Here is a 16,406-nt window from a genome sequence, read left to right on the forward strand (position 1 = left end):
GGACAGGCTCCTCACGTCGCGGGTGGTTCGAAGCGGCCATCGACTGCGGTCCAGCCGCCGTCCACCGCCAGCACGGAGCCGGTGACGAACGACGACGCGTCCGACGCCAGGTAGACGACGGCGCCCGCGAGTTCGTCCGGACGCGCCCATCGGCCGAGCGCGCCCTTGGTCGCGTACGCGTCGTACCAGGCCGGATTCGCTTTGATCTGGGCGGTCAGCGGAGTCTCGACGACGCCGGGCGCGATCGCGTTGACCCGTACCCCGGCCGGGCCGAACTCCGCCGCGGCCGTGCGGAACAGCTGCACCAGTCCGGCTTTCGTCGCCGCGTACGGGCCTTGACCAGGCTCGACGGTGGTGCCGCGGATCGAGGAGAACCCGATGATGCTCCCCCGCCCGCGGTCGACCATTCCGGCGCCGAACGCGCGGACGACCTCGAAGGTGGCGCCGAGGTTCAGCGCGATCACCCGATCGAATTCCTCGCGTGTGTACTCCAGCAGCCGTTTGCGCACGTTGGTCGCGGCGGTCAGCACGACGACGTCGATCTCGCCGAGTTCGGCCGCCGCCCGCGCGGCCGCACCGTCCGAGAGCAGGTCGATCTCGTACGCCTCGCCAACGCCGGTTTCCTTGGCGGCGGCGACATCGCGGTCCGCGACGATCACCTCAGCGCCGTGCGCGGCCAGCGCCTTCGCGGATTCGCGGCCGATCCCGCTGCCACCGCCGAGGACGACGGCTCGCTTTCCGTCCAGCCGGAACAGGTTCTCGTAGCTCACGGGCGCAGCACCGCCATCCTCGTCACGGTCAGTTCTTCGACCGCGAACCGCGGCCCTTCCCGCCCGATGCCGGAATCCTTCACGCCGCCGTACGGCATGGTGTCGGACCGGAACCCGGGTACCTCGTTGACCACCACGCCGCCGACTTCGAGTTCGTCGAGCGCGCGGAACGCGGTCTTCAAGGACGTGCTGAACACCGAGGCGTGCAGCCCGTAGCGCGACGCGTTGACCGCGTCGAACGCTTCGTCCACAGAGGACACCCGACGAATACAGACGACCGGGCCGAAGATCTCCTCGTCCCAGCATTCGAGGCCGTCGGGCACGTCGAGCAGCACGGCCGGCCGGATCACCGTGCCCTCCACACCGCCGCCGACCAGCCGCGCACCGGCCGAAGTCGCTTTGTCGACCCACTCCTGGACGCGCCTCGTGGACCCCGGGTCGATCAGCGCCGAGACCCGCGTCTTCTCGTCTCTCGGGTCACCGATGACGACCTCGCCGAGCCTGGCCAGCACCCGTTCGGTGAACTCCTCGGCGACCGCGTCGACGACCAGGACCCGCTGCACCGAGATGCAGGCCTGCCCGGACGCGTAGAACCCGCCGCGCAGCACGGCGTCCGCGGCCGCGTCGAGATCCGCGTCCTCGGCGACCACCAGAGCGGCGTTGGAACCCAGCTCCAGCAACGTCTTCGTGGGCGCGGCGTCGCGCGCGATCCGGTGCCCGACCAGCGCGGATCCGGTGAACGACACCGCGCCGACCCGCCGGTCCGTGACCAGCGCCGAGCCGACGGCGGCGTCGCCGGTGACCAGCTGGACCATCGCGGGCAGATCGGTCAGCGAGCGCACCAGATGCACGAGCCACAACGTCGCCAACGGCGTCTGCGGCGCCGGTTTCACCACCACCGGGCAGCCCGCGGCGATGGCGGGCGCGATCTTGTGCGACGCCAGCAACAGCGGATAGTTGAACCCGGCGATACCGACCACGACACCGATCGGCTTGCGTTTCCAGAACCCGACCAGCCCGTCGCCGGACGGCAGCAGGTCGAGCGGCACGGTCTCGCCGTGCAGCCGCGAGACCTCCTCGGCGGCGGCCTGCCAGGTGACGATCGTGCGCGCGACCTCGACCCGGCAGTCGACCAGCGGCTTGCCGGTTTCGAGAACCAGAAGCTGCTCGAATTCGGAGCGTCGTGCTTCCAGAGCCGCGGCGACGTCGTTCAGGAGCGACCGCCGGGTCCGCGACGGCAGGGCCGCGACCTGCTTGAACACCGCGACGGCCTCGTCGATCGCGCGCGTGGCCAGCTCCGGCGTCCCGACCGGCGCCCGGCCGATCTCGCTCCCGTCGTACGGGAACTCCACCGGCAATGTGTCCATAGTGGACACCCAGCCGTCGCCGATCGGCAGCCCTTCCGGATACTCAGCCATCGTCCCCTCCCCGCAGCCTTGCCAGCTCGGCCCGCAGATTCGGCGCGGCCGCCAGCAGTTCCCTGGTGTATTCGTGTTCCGGCGCGTCGTAGACCTGGTCGACGTCGCCGATCTCGACGATCTCGCCGCGCCGCATCACCGCGACCCGGTCGCAGACGTGCCGCACCACGCCGAGATCGTGCGAGACGAAGATCAGCGTCAGCGAGTACAGCTCGACCAGCGACGCGAGCAGGTCGAGGATCTGCTTCCGCACCGAGACGTCGAGCGCGCTCACCGGTTCGTCCGCGATGAGGACGCTCGGATTCGGCGCGAGCGCCCTCGCGATCGAAATGCGTTGCCGTTGCCCGCCGGAGAACTGGTGCGGGTAGCGGCCGGCGGCGTCTTCGGGCAGCCCGACCGCCTTCAGCAGCTCCGAAACCCGTGCGGGATCCCGCCGCCCCAAGGGTTCGGAGATGATGTCGCGCACCCGCATCCGCGGATCGAGCGAACCCATCGGATCCTGGAAGACGATCTGCAGTTCCGACCGCAGGAAGCCGAGTTTGCGTTCGGGCAGGGTGTCGATGCGCCGGCCTTGGAACGAGACACTGCCCGCCGTCGGCTTGTCGAGCGCGGCCAGCAATCTGACCAAAGTGGACTTTCCCGAACCCGACTCGCCGACGATACCGAACCGCTGACCTGCCGCGACGTCGAACGAGACTCCGCGCAGCGCATGGACGTCGCGTCGCGTGTAGCGGCGTTCCAGGCCCCTGACCGAAATCATCATCGGCTCGCCTCCAGATCCGAAGCGGCCAAAAGCTTCTTCGTGTACTCGTGCTTCGGTGAGGTCAGCACCTCGCGGGTGGTGCCCGCTTCGACGATCTCGCCGTCCAGCATCACCAGCACCCGCTCGCAGACCGACGCCACGACGGCGAGGTCGTGCGTGATGAACAGCAGCGCGCTCTCCCGCTCCCGGACGCCGTCGAGGATCAGCTCCAGGATCTGCGCCTGCACCGTGACGTCGAGCGCCGTCGTCGGCTCGTCGCAGATCAGCAGCTTCGGATCGTTGGCCAGCGCGATCGCGAGGACGACACGCTGCCGCTGCCCGCCCGAGAGCTGATGTGGATACGCTCGAGCGACGCCGGGCAGCCCCACGGACTCCAGCAACGCCTCGGCCGCCTCGCGATGTTTCCCCCCGTTGCGGTGGATCCGCATCGGTTCGGCCACCTGCGCGCCGACCCGCATCGCCGGGTTCAGCGCGGTCATCGGTTCCTGGAACACCATCGACATCTCGTTGCCGCGCAGCCGCGACAGTTCCTTCTCCGGCGCGCCCAGCAGTTCGCGTCCGTCGAGTTCCACCGAGCCGGACGCGGCGAGTTCTTCGGGCAGCAGGCCCATGATCGACAGCGCTGTCAACGACTTCCCGGAACCCGACTCGCCGATCAGGCCGACCCGCTCACCGCGCGCGATGCCGAACGAGACGTCGCGGACCAGCCCGGAGATGCCGAGACCGTGCACTTCGAGGGTCATAGCCGCGCCGCCAATCGGGGGTCGAGACGATCGCGGAGGCCGTCACCGAGCAGGTTGAAGCCGAGGACGGCGATGGCGATCGCGACGCCGGGCACGAGTGCGAGCCGTGGGTGCAGGGTCAGGAACATCTGCGATTCCTGGAGCATCCGCCCCCACGACGGCGTCGGCGGCCGCGTGCCGAACCCGAGGAACGACAGCGCCGCCTCCGCGAGCACGGCGATCGCGAACGACACCGACGCCTGCACGATCAGCAGCCCGGAGATGTTCGGCAGCACGTGCCGCGCCGCGATGTTCAGCCGCGAGCGCCCGGCCGACCGCGCGGCCAGCACGAACTCGCTGCTCATCACCTGCAGCGTCCCCGACCGCGCGATCCGCGCGAACGACGGGATGGTCGCGATGCCGATCGCCACCATCGCGGTCAGCGTGTCCGCCCCGAACACCGCGCCGAACATGATCGCCAACAGCAACGCGGGGAACGCGAGCACGAGATCGTTGACCCGCATGACGAACTCGCCGAGCCAGCGCGACGACATCCCCGCGAGGATGCCCAGCGGCGTCCCGATCAGCGCGGCGATGCCGACCGCGACCACACCGACGTACAGCGTGGTCCGCGCGCCGACCATGAGCTGGCTCAGCACGTCACGGCCGAAGCTGTCGGTGCCCAGCGGATTGGCGCCGCTGAAGTCGTGCAGGCGGTTGGCCGCGTCGACCTTCACCGGGTCGAACGGCGTCCACACGAACGAAAGCAGCGCGGCGACCACGATCAGCGCGACGAGCACGCCACCGACGACGAGAGTGCGGCTACGCATCAGGAACCCCGCAATCTCGGGTCGAGCACCGTGTAGAGGACGTCGACCACGAAGTTCACCAGCAGCACGCCGACCACCAGGACCAGCACGATCCCCTGCACGGACAACAGATCCCGCGACGCCACCGAGTCGAGCAGCATGCTGCCCAGCCCCGGCAGGACGAACACGCGCTCGACGACGACCGCGCCGATCAGCAGGGTCGACAGTTGCAGGCCGAGCACCGTCACCACCGGCACGGCGGCGTTGCGCAGACCATGGCGGAACAGCGCCGGGAACGGCCGCAGTCCCTTGGACCGTGCCGTGCGCAGATAGTCCTGGCCCAGCGTGTCGAGCACCGCGGACCGGACGTAGCGCGTGAGCACCGCGCCCTGGACGAGCCCCAGCGACAGCGCGGGCAGGACCAGGCCGCGGAGGAATTCGCCAGGGTCCTGCACGGGCGGTGTCCAGCCGCCGGAGGGCAGCCAGCGCAACTGCACCGCGAAGATCTGCACCAGGATGATGCCGGCGAGGAACGCGGGGATCGCGACGCCGATCTGCGACAGCCCGGAAAGCGCGGTGCCGTCGGCCTTCCGGTGCCGCACCGCGGCGAACGTCCCGGCCGGGACGGCGATCAGCAGCGCCACCAGCATCCCGGCCCCGACCAGCCACAACGTCACGCCGAGGCGGTCGGTCAGCGCGGGCCCGATCTCCTCGCGCGTGACGTACGAGCGGCCGAAGTCGCCTTGCAGGACACCGCCGATCCAGTCGAAGTACTGCGTCACCAACGGCCTGTCGATGCCGAACTCGGCGCGCGTCTTCGCGACCAGCTCCGGCGTCGCGTTGACGCCGAGCGCGACCTGCGCCGGATCGCCCGGCAGTACGGCCATGAACAGGAACACCACGATGGACGCGACCAGCACGCTGGCCACGAGGATCCCGAGTCGGCGGAGCACCTTGACCGTCATCGCGGCGCCAATCCCGTGAGATCGAAGGACTCGCTGACCTGGTTGCGGACGAACCCGGTCACCTTGTTCTTCGCCACGATCACGTTGGGGAACAGGAAGAGCCAGTCCGCGGCGGCGTCTTCGGACAGCCGCCGCGCGACCTGGCGCATCGCGTCGACCTGCTCCTGGGGCGTTCCGGCGTCGGCCTTCGCCAGGTTCTGCTGGACGGGCTTGCTGTCGTAACCCCAGTAGTACTTCGGCCTGCCGAAGGTCACGATGTCGCGCGCCTCGACGTGCTGGATGATCGACAGGTCGTAGTCGCGGTCGGTGAAGACCTGCTTGAGCCACACCGCCGGGAAATCCAGCGGCTCGATCGTCACCGTGACCCCGACGTCAGCCAGCTGCGACGCCACCACCTGCGCGGACGAGACGGCGTACGGCAGGTTGGGAATCCTCAGCCGCAGTGTCGGATTCGGCTGGCCCGCTTCCGCGAGCAGCGCTTTCGCCTTCGCGGGATCGAACGGGTACGCGTTCGCAAGGTCCTCGTACCAGGGGTCCGTCGGCGGGACCATACTGCCGATGAGCGTGCCGCGGCCGCCCCAAGCCGTGTCCAGCAAGGCCTTCCGGTCGATGGCGTACGACAGCGCTCGCCGCACGCGGACGTCGTTCAGCGGTGGGCGCGCGTTGTTGAACGCGAGCGTGACCTCGCTGTTGGTCGTGCCTTCGACGACGGTGAACCGGTCGTCGCTCTGGAACTGCGGGATCGAATCCGGCACGGTGATCGCGGAGATGACGTCGATCCCGTTGCTGAGCAAGGCGTTGTTGAGCGCCGTCGGATCCTTGATGTACTTGAGGACCACCGTCGAGTACGCCGGTTTCCTGCCCCAGTACGCGGGATTCTGCTTGAGCACGATGGAATCGCCGCGCCTGCGCGAGGACACCGTGTACGGCCCGGTGCCGATCGGTTTGTTCGCCAGATCCGCGACACCGGTGCGGCTGAACATCGCGCCGAGGCGGCTGGTGAGGCTGAACAGCCAGCCGTTGCTGGGTTTCGTGAGCACGACACGCGCGTGATCCGGCGCCACGACGTCGACCCGGTCGACCACGTCCATTGTGGACTTGATCGACACGGTCCAGTCGGTCTTCACGCGCATCAGCGAGAACTTGACGTCCTCGGCGGTGAACGGTGCCCCGTCGCTGAACTTCGCGTTCTTCCGGAGCTTGAAGTCGTAGGTTCTGCGGTCTTCCGAGATCGTCCACGATTCGGCCAGCAGCGGCACGATCTTCGCGTCCGCGTCGAGTTTCACCAGGCCCTCGTAGACGTTGTAGAGCAAGGCCTGCGGAATGGCGGCGCCGTCCGTGCGGGTGAAGTCGAAGTTCGCGGGTTCGGCGGTGTAGCCGATGGCGAGGGTGCCGGGATCCTTGGCCACCGTGGCACTCGATCCCGCGCTGCAGCCGGACACCACCAGCAGGAACGCTGCCACCGCCGCGTGAATCCGGGCTTTCATCCTGCCCCCTGACCGGTAGACTGGTCTGACCAGTAAACCAGACGAGACGGCAGGGTCAAGATGGAATTCGAGCCGATCGCCCCTGTCCGCGCGTACCAGCGTGTCGTCGAGCAGATCGAGGAAGCCGTGTTCAGCGGCCGGATCAAACCGGGCGACCGGCTGCCGAGCGAACGCGAACTGATGGTGCAGTTCGACGTCGGCCGCTCGACCGTGCGCGAGGCGCTGCGTGTGCTGCAGGCGGCGGAGATGATCCGCTCGCGCCCCGGCGACCCGCGCGGGCCCGAAGTCCTGGCCGCCTCCCCCGCCGCGTTGCACCGGTCGATGCACCGGCTCGCGCGCGCCGACCACATCGGCCTGTCCGAGCTGTTGCAGTTCCGCATGGTCCTCGACGGTTCCGCACATCTGCTCGCCGCGCAGCTCAGGACCGAAGACCATCTCGCCGAGCTGGACACCGCGCTGGAGGCGATGCGCGAGGGCGTCTCGAAGGGTTTCGCGGAGTTCTCCCACGCGGACGTCGCGTTCCACGAGGCCATCGCCCGCGCGACCGGGAATCCGCTGCTGGTGATCAGCGGCGAGGTCGTCCGCGGGGTCGTCCTGGAGCTCATCGAGGACAAGCTGGAGCACGCCGACGACCGGACTGCGCTGATGCGCAACTGGCTGGCACACCACGAAGAGGTACTGGGCGCGATCCGCGACTCCGACGGCGAGCGTGCGTCGAGGCTGGCGAAGCAAGCCCTGTACGACAACTACGCCGAATACGTCCCCGAGGAGCAACGTCGCCTCTTGCGGCCCCTGCTTGCTTGACCCGCCTCTACACTCGCTCAGGTGGGGGATATGAAGAAGCCTTCGACAGCGCGCCAAGGTGTCGGTCTCGCGCTGTCCGGCGGCGGTTACCGCGCGATGTTGTTCCACACCGGGGCACTGTGGCGGCTCAACGAACTCGGCTGGCTGTCGAAGATCTCGACGTTCTCGAGCGTCTCGGGCGGCTCGATCGCCGCGGGCGTGCTCGCGTACGCGTGGTCGGACCTGAAGTTCGAAAACGGTGTCGCGGACAACTTCCACGACAAGGTCGTCGCACCGGTGCGAAATCTCGCGCGCACCCGGCTCGACATCCCGGTGACCTTGCTGGCCATGGCGATTCCCTGGCGGAGCGCCGGCGAGGAACTCGCGCGGGTGTACGCGAAGCACCTGTTCGGCGACTGCTGTCTCAAGGACATCGACCCCGGCGGCCCGCAGTTCGTCTTCACCGCGACGAACCTCCAGGACGGCGCGCTGTGGTGGTTCTTCCGGCAGAACGGGCCGCACGGGAACATCCCGCTCGCGACCGCGGTGGCCGCGTCTTCGGCGTTCCCGCCGATGCTTTCGCCCGTCGTGATCCAAGACCCGCATTCGGAGGACCGGAAACGCAAGATCGTGCTGAGCGACGCCGGCGTCTACGACAACCTCGGCCTGGACCCGGTCGAGGGCCACGCGACGGTGCTGGTCAGCGACGCGGGCAAGCGGATGAAGGTCAGGCGGAAGATCCCTCGCGACTGGGGGCGGCAACTGCTGCGCGTCCTCGACGTGATCGACAACCAGGTGCGCGAGCTGCGGCGGGGCGCGCTGCTGAAGTCCTATGTGGAGAAGGATTTCAGTGGCGCCTACTGGGGTTCCTATGTCGATCTCGAGAACTTCGAGCTCAAGGATTCACTGAAGGCGCCCGTAGATCTCACGCACAAGCTGGCGGAGACCCGGACGCGTCTGACGAAGCTGCCGGAAGTGCTGCAGGAGCGGTTGATCAACTGGGGTTACGCGGCGTGCGACGCGGGGATGCGGAAGTGGGTCGACACCGAGGCGGTGGCTCCCGACGGGTTCCCGTTCCCGGCCGCGGGCCTGGGCTGAGCGGGTCCTCCCGATGCTATGAAAGGACCTTTCCTTGCCAAATTTGCAAGGAAAGGTCCTTTCATAGCACTCGTCAGGCGACCAGGTTCGCGTAGACGATCACGTTGTCCTTGTAGCTGTGCTCTTCCTGATCGAAGACACCACCACAGGTGATCAGCCGCAGCTGCGGTTTGTCCGTGTTGCCGTAGACCGCTTCCTCGGGGAACTGGTCCTTGGGAACCTGGTCCTTCTTCTCGACCACGAACTTCAGGCTCTTGCCGTCGCTGCGGTCGACGAGCACCTCGTCACCCGGGTTGACGTCCTTGAGCTTGTGGAAGATGCCCGGCTGTTTGTTGCCGTCGACGTGGCCGAGCAGGATCGCCGGGCCGACGTCGCCGGGCACCGGGGAAAGCTGGTACCAGGCGGCCTGCATCGGCTTCTTCGCCGAAGGGACGGCCATCTTGCCGTCCTTGTTGACCGCGACGGCGATCAGGTTCGACTCCGCGCCGATCTTGGGGATCTTCACGTTCGTCGGCCTGGTGCCGCTGAAGGGCTTCGTGACCGGGACGGTCGATTCCGCCGGTGCCTGCTGCGCCGCGGGCGCCGGATCTTCGGAACCGCACCCGGTCAGTGCGAGGGAAAGGACCAGGGTGGCCGCGACCGCGCGGCCACCCCGCCTCAGGAAATTCATCGACATCGATCAGGCCGCGGTGGCGCCGAAACCGGTCTCGATGCCGCCCTTGGGGGCGTACTTGACCTGCTTCTCCGGCTTGCCCGGGGTGGCCGCGCCGCCGCCGATGGCCGTCTCGAACTCGATGTCGGCCTTGCCCGGCTTGCCGTCGCAGGTCCAGGTGAAGGTGCTGGAGTTGCCCTTGAAGGACTTCTTGACCTTCACGATGTAGACCCAGTACCGGCCGTCGTCCTCGGCCTGGTTGCCGTACACGGTGTCGAAGTCCGGCGCCGAAACGTTCGACGGCTCGCCCGACTCGCAGGCGATGACCAGCGCGCCGTAACCGTTCTCACCGATGTACCCGGCGCCGACGTTGTCGACGTAGGGCTCCTCCGGCGGGGCGGTGGTGGTGGTCGGCTTCTCCGAGGTGGAGGTCGGCGACGGCTTGCCGGAAGTCGGCTTGCCGCTGCTGGTCGGCGTCGGCTCCTGCGAGGACGACGAGGCCGGGGCGCTCGTCTCCGTCGTCACCTTGCCGCCCGAGTAGGACGGCGCGGCCGGAGTCGAGGACGAAGTCTCGCTCGACGGAGCCGGAGGCGTGGTCGTCGTCTCGGTCTGCGCCATCGCGACCGGCGTCACGGCCAGCGAGATGACCGCGCCGGCCAGGACCGCGCCCGCGAGGCGGCCCAACGTCTTCTTCAAAATGATCTCCCAGTGGAAAACATCGCAACACAGGGTGACCCCCACCCTGAGACCACCCGAAAGGAATCCCACGTTCGGGTGACAGCGTGATCCTGCCGGAAAAGCACGGCGGGGCCGTAGCCGAAAAGTCGTGACAAGAACCACTGAGGAAACCGGTAACGCCGGTATTTCCTTGCTCGATACAAGGACCCAAGTCGCTCAGCAGAAGGAGAATCTCGCGGCGACGAAGGGAATGTTAACACCCGGAGGGCCGGATCGGTTGCGGTGCGGAAGTATTTTTTTCCCGGCCGTGAAACCGCCGGGAATCACCCGTCTCCCTGGCCGGATCCCCCTTTTTCGAAGACTCTCCGCACCCTTGTCACCGACCGGTTCACACGTTCGGGCTACCTTTCGGTGAAGTACTGACCATTTACGGCCGGAAGCCGGTGCCCGGCAACCCGAAGGTCACGATCAGAACACCAGGAACAGGGCCACGGCGAGGGAGAGCACACCGAGGAGGCCCGCGCCGAACAGCCAGGGCGTCGGCGACGTCCGGTTCCGCACCGCCCGGCCTCCGCCTGCCACCGCGACCAGGAGGCCGAGGCCGAACCCGATCGCGGGCAGGAAGGTGGCGAAGGTCCGGTTTTCGGCGGCGCAGGCCCAGATCGTGTCACTCGGGCAGGGCGACGCCGCGAGCTCGGCCAGCAGGCCCGCCGCGACCATCGCGAGGAAGCCGAGCACCAGGAGCCAGAACAGGCCCCACAGCAACTGACCGAGCCGCCGGGGCGGTTTCGTCTCGTCCACGTGCTCAAGCTAACCGAGCGCCGAGGCCAGATCCGTCCAGAGATCTTCCGGATCTTCGAGCCCGACGCTGAACCGGACGAGCCCGGCGGGCACGTGGGCGTCGCCTGCCAGCCAGGCCCGGCGCTCGACCAGGCTCTCCACGCCGCCGAGGCTGGTGGCGGCGCGGATCAGCCGCAGCGAACCGATGACCTTGTCCGCGGTCTCCGCGTCCGGGAGTTCGAACGCGATCATCGTGCCGGAGCCGGGATAACGCACCCGGGTGATGGCCGGGTGGTCGACCAGGCGCGCCGCCAGCAGTGCGGCCGTGCGCGTCTGCTCGGCGAGGCGGACCGGGAGCGTCCGCAGCCCGCGCAGCGCGAGCCACGCTTCGAGCGCTCCCGGCGTCGCGCCCAACCTGGTGCGCGCGTCGCGCAGGTCCTTCGCGACGCCTTCGTCGGCCGCGATGGTCAGGCCGAGCAGCAGATCACTGTGGCCGCCGATGAGTTTCGTCGCGCTGTGCACGACGATGTCGGCGCCGAGGTCCAGCGGCCGCTGCCCGAGCGGGGTGGCGAACGTGTTGTCCACGGCGACCAGGCCGTTCGCGGCGGCGGCGATCGTCTCGATGTCGATGACGTCGAGTGTCGGGTTGGTCGGCGATTCGAGCCAGAGCAGGTCGGCGTCCGCGGCGGCGACCCACGCGTCCGTGTCGTCCGGCGCGATCTCGGTCACCACCAGGCGTCCGGTGCGCTGCGCGTGCGCGAGCAGACCCCGCGATCCCGCGTAGGAGAACGTCGGGACGCAGACCTTCGCGCCGACCGGCAGGGTGTCGACGACGGCGCTGAGCGTCGCGATCCCCGAGGCGAACGCGGTGGCGTGCCCGCCTTCGAGCGCGCCGATCGCGGCTTCGAGGGCTTCCCAGGTCGGGGTGCCGTCCTCCCGCGAATACGCGCGGTCGGCGCCGGCGTCGAAGGTGCTCGCCGCGACGATCGGCACGTTCAGCGGTTCGCCGGGGCCCTCCGGGCGTCCGGCGGCGACGGCGAGGGTGCGGGGTGACCAGTCGTTCGTGTCCACCCCGCCACCGTAACCTTCCGCCGCTAGTGGGCGTACACCTCGAACTCGTAAAGGGAATAGCCGTACTTCGTCCCGCGCTGGACACCGGCCATCCGGACATGACGGGCGTCCACGGCTTCGAAGGCGACGTTGTCCTGCCCGCCGTCTCCGTCCACTATGGACGCCACGTTCCGCCAGTTCGTCCCGTCGGACGAGACCTGCACCTTGTACGCCTTGCCGTACGCCGATTCCCACCGCAGGACCACGCGGGAAACGCGCTGCACCGAGCCGAGGTCCACGGTGATCGACTGGTTGTCGCTCCAATCGCTCGCCCAGCGTGTCGACAAGTCGACGTCGATGGCCTTGGACGGCGGCGAGTTGTACCAGCCCGTTTCGTGGCTGGTCGCGCTCACCGAGCGGCCGGTGGCGAGGTTCGCGATGTTGTCACCGCGTTTCGCCGGGAACTCCACGACCTGCTGGAAGGTCGGCCGGTTCTGCGTGCTCATCTTGTCCTGCGTGATGCCGCCGAGCGCGCGGTGGATGATCGTGTCGGCGCACCACTGGTCGCCAGCGGCGCAGTCGCCGTCACCGGGATACACGGTGTTGGCCGGCTGCGCGGCCGCCTGAGTCAGCGAGTCGAGCAGCACCTGGCGGCAGGCGTTGAGGTCGCCGCCACCGCAGTACTTCACGGCGAGCGGACCGGCGACGTTCTGCCCGAGCACCGAACGGATGTCCTTGTGCACGTAGCCCCACCAGCCCGCCTGGTACGACGAGCCCGCGTGCGACTGGCCGACGTGCTTGCCGGGAACCTCGTTCTGCCAGCCCGACGGTGACTCGTTGATCTTCAGCACCCCGACCATGGGGCCGTAGGCGTCACCCATACCGGGTTTGAACTGGGCGTTCACCAGCAGGGGCCACCAGGCGTCCATGATGCGGATCGCGTCGGCGTTGGCGTAGGTCTTGCTGCCCGGTGAGGTCTCCGAACGCAGACCGCCCGCGGCGAGCCAGGTCCTCAACTTCGCCACCGCGTCCGCGGCCGGACCGGTCACCGGCGCCTTGTCGATCACCTTGAACAGTTCCGGCAGCACCTTCTCCGCGCGGAGGTCGGCGAGCGCGGCCTCCTCCATGGCCTGTGTGAGGTTCACGCGCGTTACCTTGGTGCCGCTGGAGATCAGCTTCTTGACCCGCGCGTCGATCAGATCACCGCGGTGCACGGAACTCTTGTCCGCGCCGCTGGCCGCGTAGCCGTTGGCCTGCGCGTTGTTCCAGCTGATGTAGTAGTCCTGGTTGATCGACTGCGGATGCTGCGACGACGGCGTGTAGTTCGCGAGGTTGCCGTCGGGGTTCCAGCCCTGCCAGTCGAATCCGGCGTCGCCCTTCACCGGCATGGCCGGGTCGACGTTCGGGTTGCGGACCGGGTTCGAGCCGGAGTTGAAGTACGCGACGTCACGCGAGTCGGCGTAGAACCAGTTGTAGGTCTGGTTGACGTCGGCCGCCGCGGCCTGGAAGTCCCGCGCGGATTTGATCGCGTCCGGGTCGTTGAACTTCTGGAAGCCGATGATCGTGTCGATCTCGTGCTGGAACGTCGACCGCAGCGACGCGTACGCCACCGGTTTGCCGCCGACCAGCGCCCGGCTCGTCACCGGACCGTACTTGGTGCGGAAGCTGCGCAGGGTGTACGAGCCTTCGGCCGTGCCGTCGGCGACGGTGGGCTTCCAGGCGTTCTTGCGTTCGACGATCTCGAACGGCAGGCACTGGCCGCGGAACCGGTAGAAGTTGGAGTTCTTCGTCGGCGCGGAACCGTTCTGCTCGCACAGTTCGACGGCGTAGGTGTCGACGATGTCCTGCGACGCCGACGTCGCGCTCCACGAGTAGTCCTTGCCGCGGCCGAGCAGCACGTACATGCTGATCCCCGCGAACGAGGCGCCGCGGGCGCTGATGCCCGGACCCTGGATTTCTTGCAGCATCAGCAATTGCGGCGCGAAGTAGCCGGCCTGCGGGCCGAAGACGGCGATCGGGTGACCGCTCGCGGTCTTCGCGCCGGAGACCACCAGCGCGTTGGACATGCCGTGCTTCTCCGACAGCATGTTGCCCGGCAGGACACCGTCGTCGAAGATGCCGCGGACGGCCTTCTGCTCCTCGGGTGCGGGAACGTCCACCTTGGCGGGGGTCGCCGTCCCGGCGGAACCGGTCGGATCGAAGACCAGCTGCTGCCCGGTGACCGAACCCTTGTCCGGCATCGCGGCGCCCTGCGGATTCGACGGCGCCCTGCCGTAGTCGAAGGTCTGTCCATTGTGGAGCGTCTTGACGGTCTCGGGATCGTCCTCGGAGCGGAGGCTCCGCCAGACCTTGTCGCCCTGTTCGAGACCGTATTTCTCCTGCATCGCCAGCTTCGCGATGGCGTTCTGCACCTCCCCGCCACCGCCGGCACCGAACTGCGCTCCGACGACCGCGGCGAGGACGACGAGGTCGGTGAGCTTGAACGGCTCGATGGTCCCGGCGTTCGTGATCGCGTCGACGTGCCCGGTGAGCACGTACTCGCCGGGGAAGTAGCGGCCGCCGTGCGCGTCGGCGATGTACTTGTTGACGCCTTGAACGTAGGCCTCGGCGTCGGCCTTGCCCTGTGCGCCGCGCGGGCCGCTGGCCGCGGCGTTGTCGATCTGCTTCTGCAGTTCCTGTTCGGTGTACGGCGCCGAGGAGAAGAAGCTCTGCTCGAGTTCGCGGTTGCCCTGGGCACCACCGGCGAACGAGGTCAGCTGGCCGCGGCCGACGCGGCGCATGATGTCCATCAGCCACAGGCGGTCCTGCGCGGCGGCGTATCCGGCGCCGTACATCGTGCCCGGCCGCGTCGTGCCGACGATCCGGGGCACGCCGGTCGCCTTGTCGCGGGTGATCGTCACGTCCGACCGCGGTTTGATCGTGCTCTCGACCTGGCCGGACGGCACCCCGAACGAGGCGTCGTTGAAGAACTGGTTGATCTTGTCCGTGGTCAGCGTCTTGTAGCCGTCCGCGAGCGAGGCGTACTTGCCGAGCTGATCGGCCGAATGCGCGGGCCGGGTGCCGAACGCCTTGTGCGCCAGTATCTCCGCGAGGGTGGCGTTCCCCTTGGTGCCGGGCGGGAGGATGTCACCGCACTGGCCGCCGCAGTAGTCGTCGAGCGCGGCCGCCACCACCGAGTCCGGTGGTGTTTCCGCGGCGTTCGCCTGAAGTGCCGGGACGGTGCCCGCCACCAGCGTCAGCCCCGCCAGCGTCGTCAAGACCCGTATGCCTCGTCGCATGAAAGACCTCCGTCGTCGGAGAGTGACGAGGCGCACACTACCCACGGGTATGCAAATTTGTGAAGACTATTCGCGTTCTTGCCACCGTTCGGCGGAACACTCGCCCTGCGAACCCAGGACCAGCGGATGTAGCTTGTGGGCATGCCTTTGGAGAAGCCCCAGATCGACCGCCCGGAGGGCCCCGCGCCGTCCGACCTGGAGAAGTCCGACATCACCGTCGGCGAGGGCCAGGAGGCGAAGGCCGGCGACACCGTTTCGGTGCACTACGTCGGCGTCTCGCACTCGACCGGCGACCAGTTCGACGCGTCGTGGGACCGCGGTGAGCCGCTCCGCTTCGGCCTCGGCGCCGGTCAGGTCATCCCCGGCTGGGACCAGGGTGTCGCCGGGATGAAGGTCGGCGGCCGTCGCAAGCTGGTCATCCCGCCACACCTGGCCTACGGCGAACGCGGCGCCGGCGGCGTCATCAAGCCGAACGAGACCCTGATCTTCGTCGTCGACCTCGTCGGCGTGAACTGACCTGTTTCATCAAGACCCGGCCCCGGCGGACCGCTCCGCCGGGGAGCCGGGGTGACCTACACGGCACCACGAGCTTCTGAACTCGACCTTCGCCGATGGGTAGCATCGCCCTTCGTGCCCACTGTCCCCCTCTCTCCACAGTGGAGGACGGTCGCCACCGAGCGGACAGTCCTCGCTGTCGTGCACAACGTCACCGCCGCCACCCGGCTGTTCGACGTCCTCGAACTCTTCGCGGGTGACCCTCGCGTCCAGGTCGTCTTCACCTGCCCTGGTTCCAGCGCCTTCACCGACGGCACCTCCGAGTACCTCGCGGCGCGCGGCGTGACCACCTTGCCGTGGAGCCGCGCGATCCGGACCCGTTTCGACTCGGCGATTTCGGCGAGCTACGGGGGCGACCTGCACGAAATCAACGCGCCGCTCATCGTCATTCCACACGGAATGGGTTATAATAAATTCTTGGAAACCGGAAACCGGAAACCGGAAACCGGAAACCGGAAACCGGAAACCGGAAACCGGAAACCGGAAACGTATTCGGACTTTCCGCCCCCTGGCTGATGCACGACGGCGAGGTGGTCGCCACCCATATCGTTCTTTCCCACGAGGAACAACTGGACCGACTGCGCGTCGCCTGCCCCGA

16 protein-coding genes are annotated in these 16,406 nt (G+C 68.2%); 4 read left to right on the top strand and 12 right to left on the bottom strand.

Annotated features, from left to right (window positions below; translation table 11 throughout):
* Positions 1-11 precede the first annotated feature (11 nt).
* The 7 genes from ACFVM3_RS02535 to ACFVM3_RS02565 are packed head-to-tail and all read right to left on the bottom strand — an operon-like array spanning position 12 to position 6,934.
* Positions 12-770 (bottom strand): SDR family NAD(P)-dependent oxidoreductase, encoded by a 759-nt coding sequence (locus ACFVM3_RS02535; protein WP_378434865.1) that lies wholly within the window; start codon positions 768-770, stop codon positions 12-14.
* Positions 767-2,188 (bottom strand): aldehyde dehydrogenase family protein, encoded by a 1,422-nt coding sequence (locus ACFVM3_RS02540; RefSeq protein ID WP_378434867.1) that lies wholly within the window; start codon positions 2,186-2,188, stop codon positions 767-769. Before ACFVM3_RS02540 ends, ACFVM3_RS02535 begins: the two co-directional genes overlap by 4 nt.
* Positions 2,181-2,951 (bottom strand): ABC transporter ATP-binding protein, encoded by a 771-nt coding sequence (locus ACFVM3_RS02545; RefSeq protein ID WP_378434869.1) that lies wholly within the window; start codon positions 2,949-2,951, stop codon positions 2,181-2,183. The genes ACFVM3_RS02540 and ACFVM3_RS02545 overlap by 8 nt, the downstream gene beginning before the upstream one ends.
* Positions 2,948-3,694, bottom strand: a complete 747-nt coding sequence (locus ACFVM3_RS02550) for an ABC transporter ATP-binding protein (protein ID WP_378434871.1) — start codon at positions 3,692-3,694, stop codon at positions 2,948-2,950. The genes ACFVM3_RS02545 and ACFVM3_RS02550 overlap by 4 nt, the downstream gene beginning before the upstream one ends.
* Complete coding sequence (locus tag ACFVM3_RS02555; RefSeq protein ID WP_378434873.1) at positions 3,691-4,503, bottom strand: ABC transporter permease; 813 nt, start codon at positions 4,501-4,503, stop codon at positions 3,691-3,693. Before ACFVM3_RS02555 ends, ACFVM3_RS02550 begins: the two co-directional genes overlap by 4 nt.
* Entirely contained in the window at positions 4,503-5,447 is a 945-nt protein-coding gene (locus ACFVM3_RS02560; protein WP_378434875.1) for an ABC transporter permease, read from the bottom strand. The genes ACFVM3_RS02555 and ACFVM3_RS02560 overlap by 1 nt, the downstream gene beginning before the upstream one ends.
* A complete protein-coding gene (locus ACFVM3_RS02565; protein WP_378434877.1) occupies positions 5,444-6,934 on the bottom strand; it encodes an ABC transporter substrate-binding protein in 1,491 nt (496 codons plus the stop codon). The genes ACFVM3_RS02560 and ACFVM3_RS02565 overlap by 4 nt, the downstream gene beginning before the upstream one ends.
* Before the next feature lie 60 nt (positions 6,935-6,994).
* Between ACFVM3_RS02565 and ACFVM3_RS02570 the strand changes: the two genes are divergently transcribed.
* Both ACFVM3_RS02570 and ACFVM3_RS02575 read left to right on the top strand, forming a co-directional pair.
* Positions 6,995-7,738 (top strand): FadR/GntR family transcriptional regulator, encoded by a 744-nt coding sequence (locus ACFVM3_RS02570; RefSeq protein ID WP_378434879.1) that lies wholly within the window; start codon positions 6,995-6,997, stop codon positions 7,736-7,738.
* Positions 7,739-7,768: 30 nt separating this feature from the next.
* Positions 7,769-8,815 (top strand): patatin-like phospholipase family protein, encoded by a 1,047-nt coding sequence (locus tag ACFVM3_RS02575; protein ID WP_378434881.1) that lies wholly within the window; start codon positions 7,769-7,771, stop codon positions 8,813-8,815.
* A 73-nt stretch (positions 8,816-8,888) separates the two neighbouring features.
* Here ACFVM3_RS02575 and ACFVM3_RS02580 read toward each other — a convergent pair whose 3' ends face one another.
* From ACFVM3_RS02580 to ACFVM3_RS02600, 5 genes are all read right to left on the bottom strand, one after another.
* Positions 8,889-9,491: a class F sortase gene (locus tag ACFVM3_RS02580; protein ID WP_378434882.1), complete on the bottom strand. Its 603-nt coding sequence runs from the start codon at positions 9,489-9,491 to the stop codon at positions 8,889-8,891.
* 3 nt (positions 9,492-9,494) lie between these two features.
* On the bottom strand, positions 9,495-10,163 hold the full coding sequence (locus ACFVM3_RS02585; protein WP_378434884.1) for a hypothetical protein: 669 nt from the start codon (positions 10,161-10,163) through the stop codon (positions 9,495-9,497).
* 450 nt (positions 10,164-10,613) lie between these two features.
* Positions 10,614-10,946 carry a hypothetical protein gene (locus ACFVM3_RS02590; protein ID WP_378434885.1) on the bottom strand — a complete coding sequence of 111 codons (333 nt, stop codon included), beginning with the start codon at positions 10,944-10,946 and terminating at the stop codon, positions 10,614-10,616.
* A gap of 9 nt (positions 10,947-10,955) precedes the next feature.
* The gene (locus ACFVM3_RS02595) at positions 10,956-11,996 is read right to left on the bottom strand and encodes a trans-sulfuration enzyme family protein (RefSeq protein WP_378434886.1); all 1,041 of its coding nucleotides are present in this window, start codon (positions 11,994-11,996) and stop codon (positions 10,956-10,958) included.
* A 23-nt stretch (positions 11,997-12,019) separates the two neighbouring features.
* Positions 12,020-15,253: a penicillin acylase family protein gene (locus ACFVM3_RS02600; protein WP_378434888.1), complete on the bottom strand. Its 3,234-nt coding sequence runs from the start codon at positions 15,251-15,253 to the stop codon at positions 12,020-12,022.
* Between the two features lie 141 nt (positions 15,254-15,394).
* On the opposite strand from ACFVM3_RS02600, the gene ACFVM3_RS02605 reads away from it, so the two are divergent.
* The gene (locus ACFVM3_RS02605; protein WP_378434890.1) at positions 15,395-15,769 is read left to right on the top strand and encodes an FKBP-type peptidyl-prolyl cis-trans isomerase; all 375 of its coding nucleotides are present in this window, start codon (positions 15,395-15,397) and stop codon (positions 15,767-15,769) included.
* Positions 15,770-15,883: 114 nt separating this feature from the next.
* Entirely contained in the window at positions 15,884-16,324 is a 441-nt protein-coding gene (locus tag ACFVM3_RS02610) for a hypothetical protein (protein ID WP_378434891.1), read from the top strand.
* Positions 16,325-16,406 lie beyond the last annotated feature (82 nt).

The organism is Amycolatopsis sp. NPDC057786, from assembly GCF_042797905.1.
Taxonomy (GTDB): Bacteria; Actinomycetota; Actinomycetes; order Mycobacteriales; family Pseudonocardiaceae; genus Amycolatopsis.

Coding starts and splice junctions, on each gene's coding strand:
- ACFVM3_RS02560 (WP_378434875.1), bottom strand. CDS start 5,447: ATGACGGTCAAGGTGCTCCGCCGACTCGGGATCCTCGTGGCCAGCGTG.
- ACFVM3_RS02540 (WP_378434867.1), bottom strand. CDS start 2,188: ATGGCTGAGTATCCGGAAGGGCTGCCGATCGGCGACGGCTGGGTGTCC.
- ACFVM3_RS02545 (WP_378434869.1), bottom strand. CDS start 2,951: ATGATGATTTCGGTCAGGGGCCTGGAACGCCGCTACACGCGACGCGAC.
- ACFVM3_RS02550 (WP_378434871.1), bottom strand. CDS start 3,694: ATGACCCTCGAAGTGCACGGTCTCGGCATCTCCGGGCTGGTCCGCGAC.
- ACFVM3_RS02570 (WP_378434879.1), top strand. CDS start 6,995: ATGGAATTCGAGCCGATCGCCCCTGTCCGCGCGTACCAGCGTGTCGTC.
- ACFVM3_RS02605 (WP_378434890.1), top strand. CDS start 15,395: ATGCCTTTGGAGAAGCCCCAGATCGACCGCCCGGAGGGCCCCGCGCCG.
- ACFVM3_RS02600 (WP_378434888.1), bottom strand. CDS start 15,253: ATGCGACGAGGCATACGGGTCTTGACGACGCTGGCGGGGCTGACGCTG.
- ACFVM3_RS02555 (WP_378434873.1), bottom strand. CDS start 4,503: ATGCGTAGCCGCACTCTCGTCGTCGGTGGCGTGCTCGTCGCGCTGATC.
- ACFVM3_RS02580 (WP_378434882.1), bottom strand. CDS start 9,491: ATGTCGATGAATTTCCTGAGGCGGGGTGGCCGCGCGGTCGCGGCCACC.
- ACFVM3_RS02575 (WP_378434881.1), top strand. CDS start 7,769: ATGAAGAAGCCTTCGACAGCGCGCCAAGGTGTCGGTCTCGCGCTGTCC.
- ACFVM3_RS02565 (WP_378434877.1), bottom strand. CDS start 6,934: ATGAAAGCCCGGATTCACGCGGCGGTGGCAGCGTTCCTGCTGGTGGTG.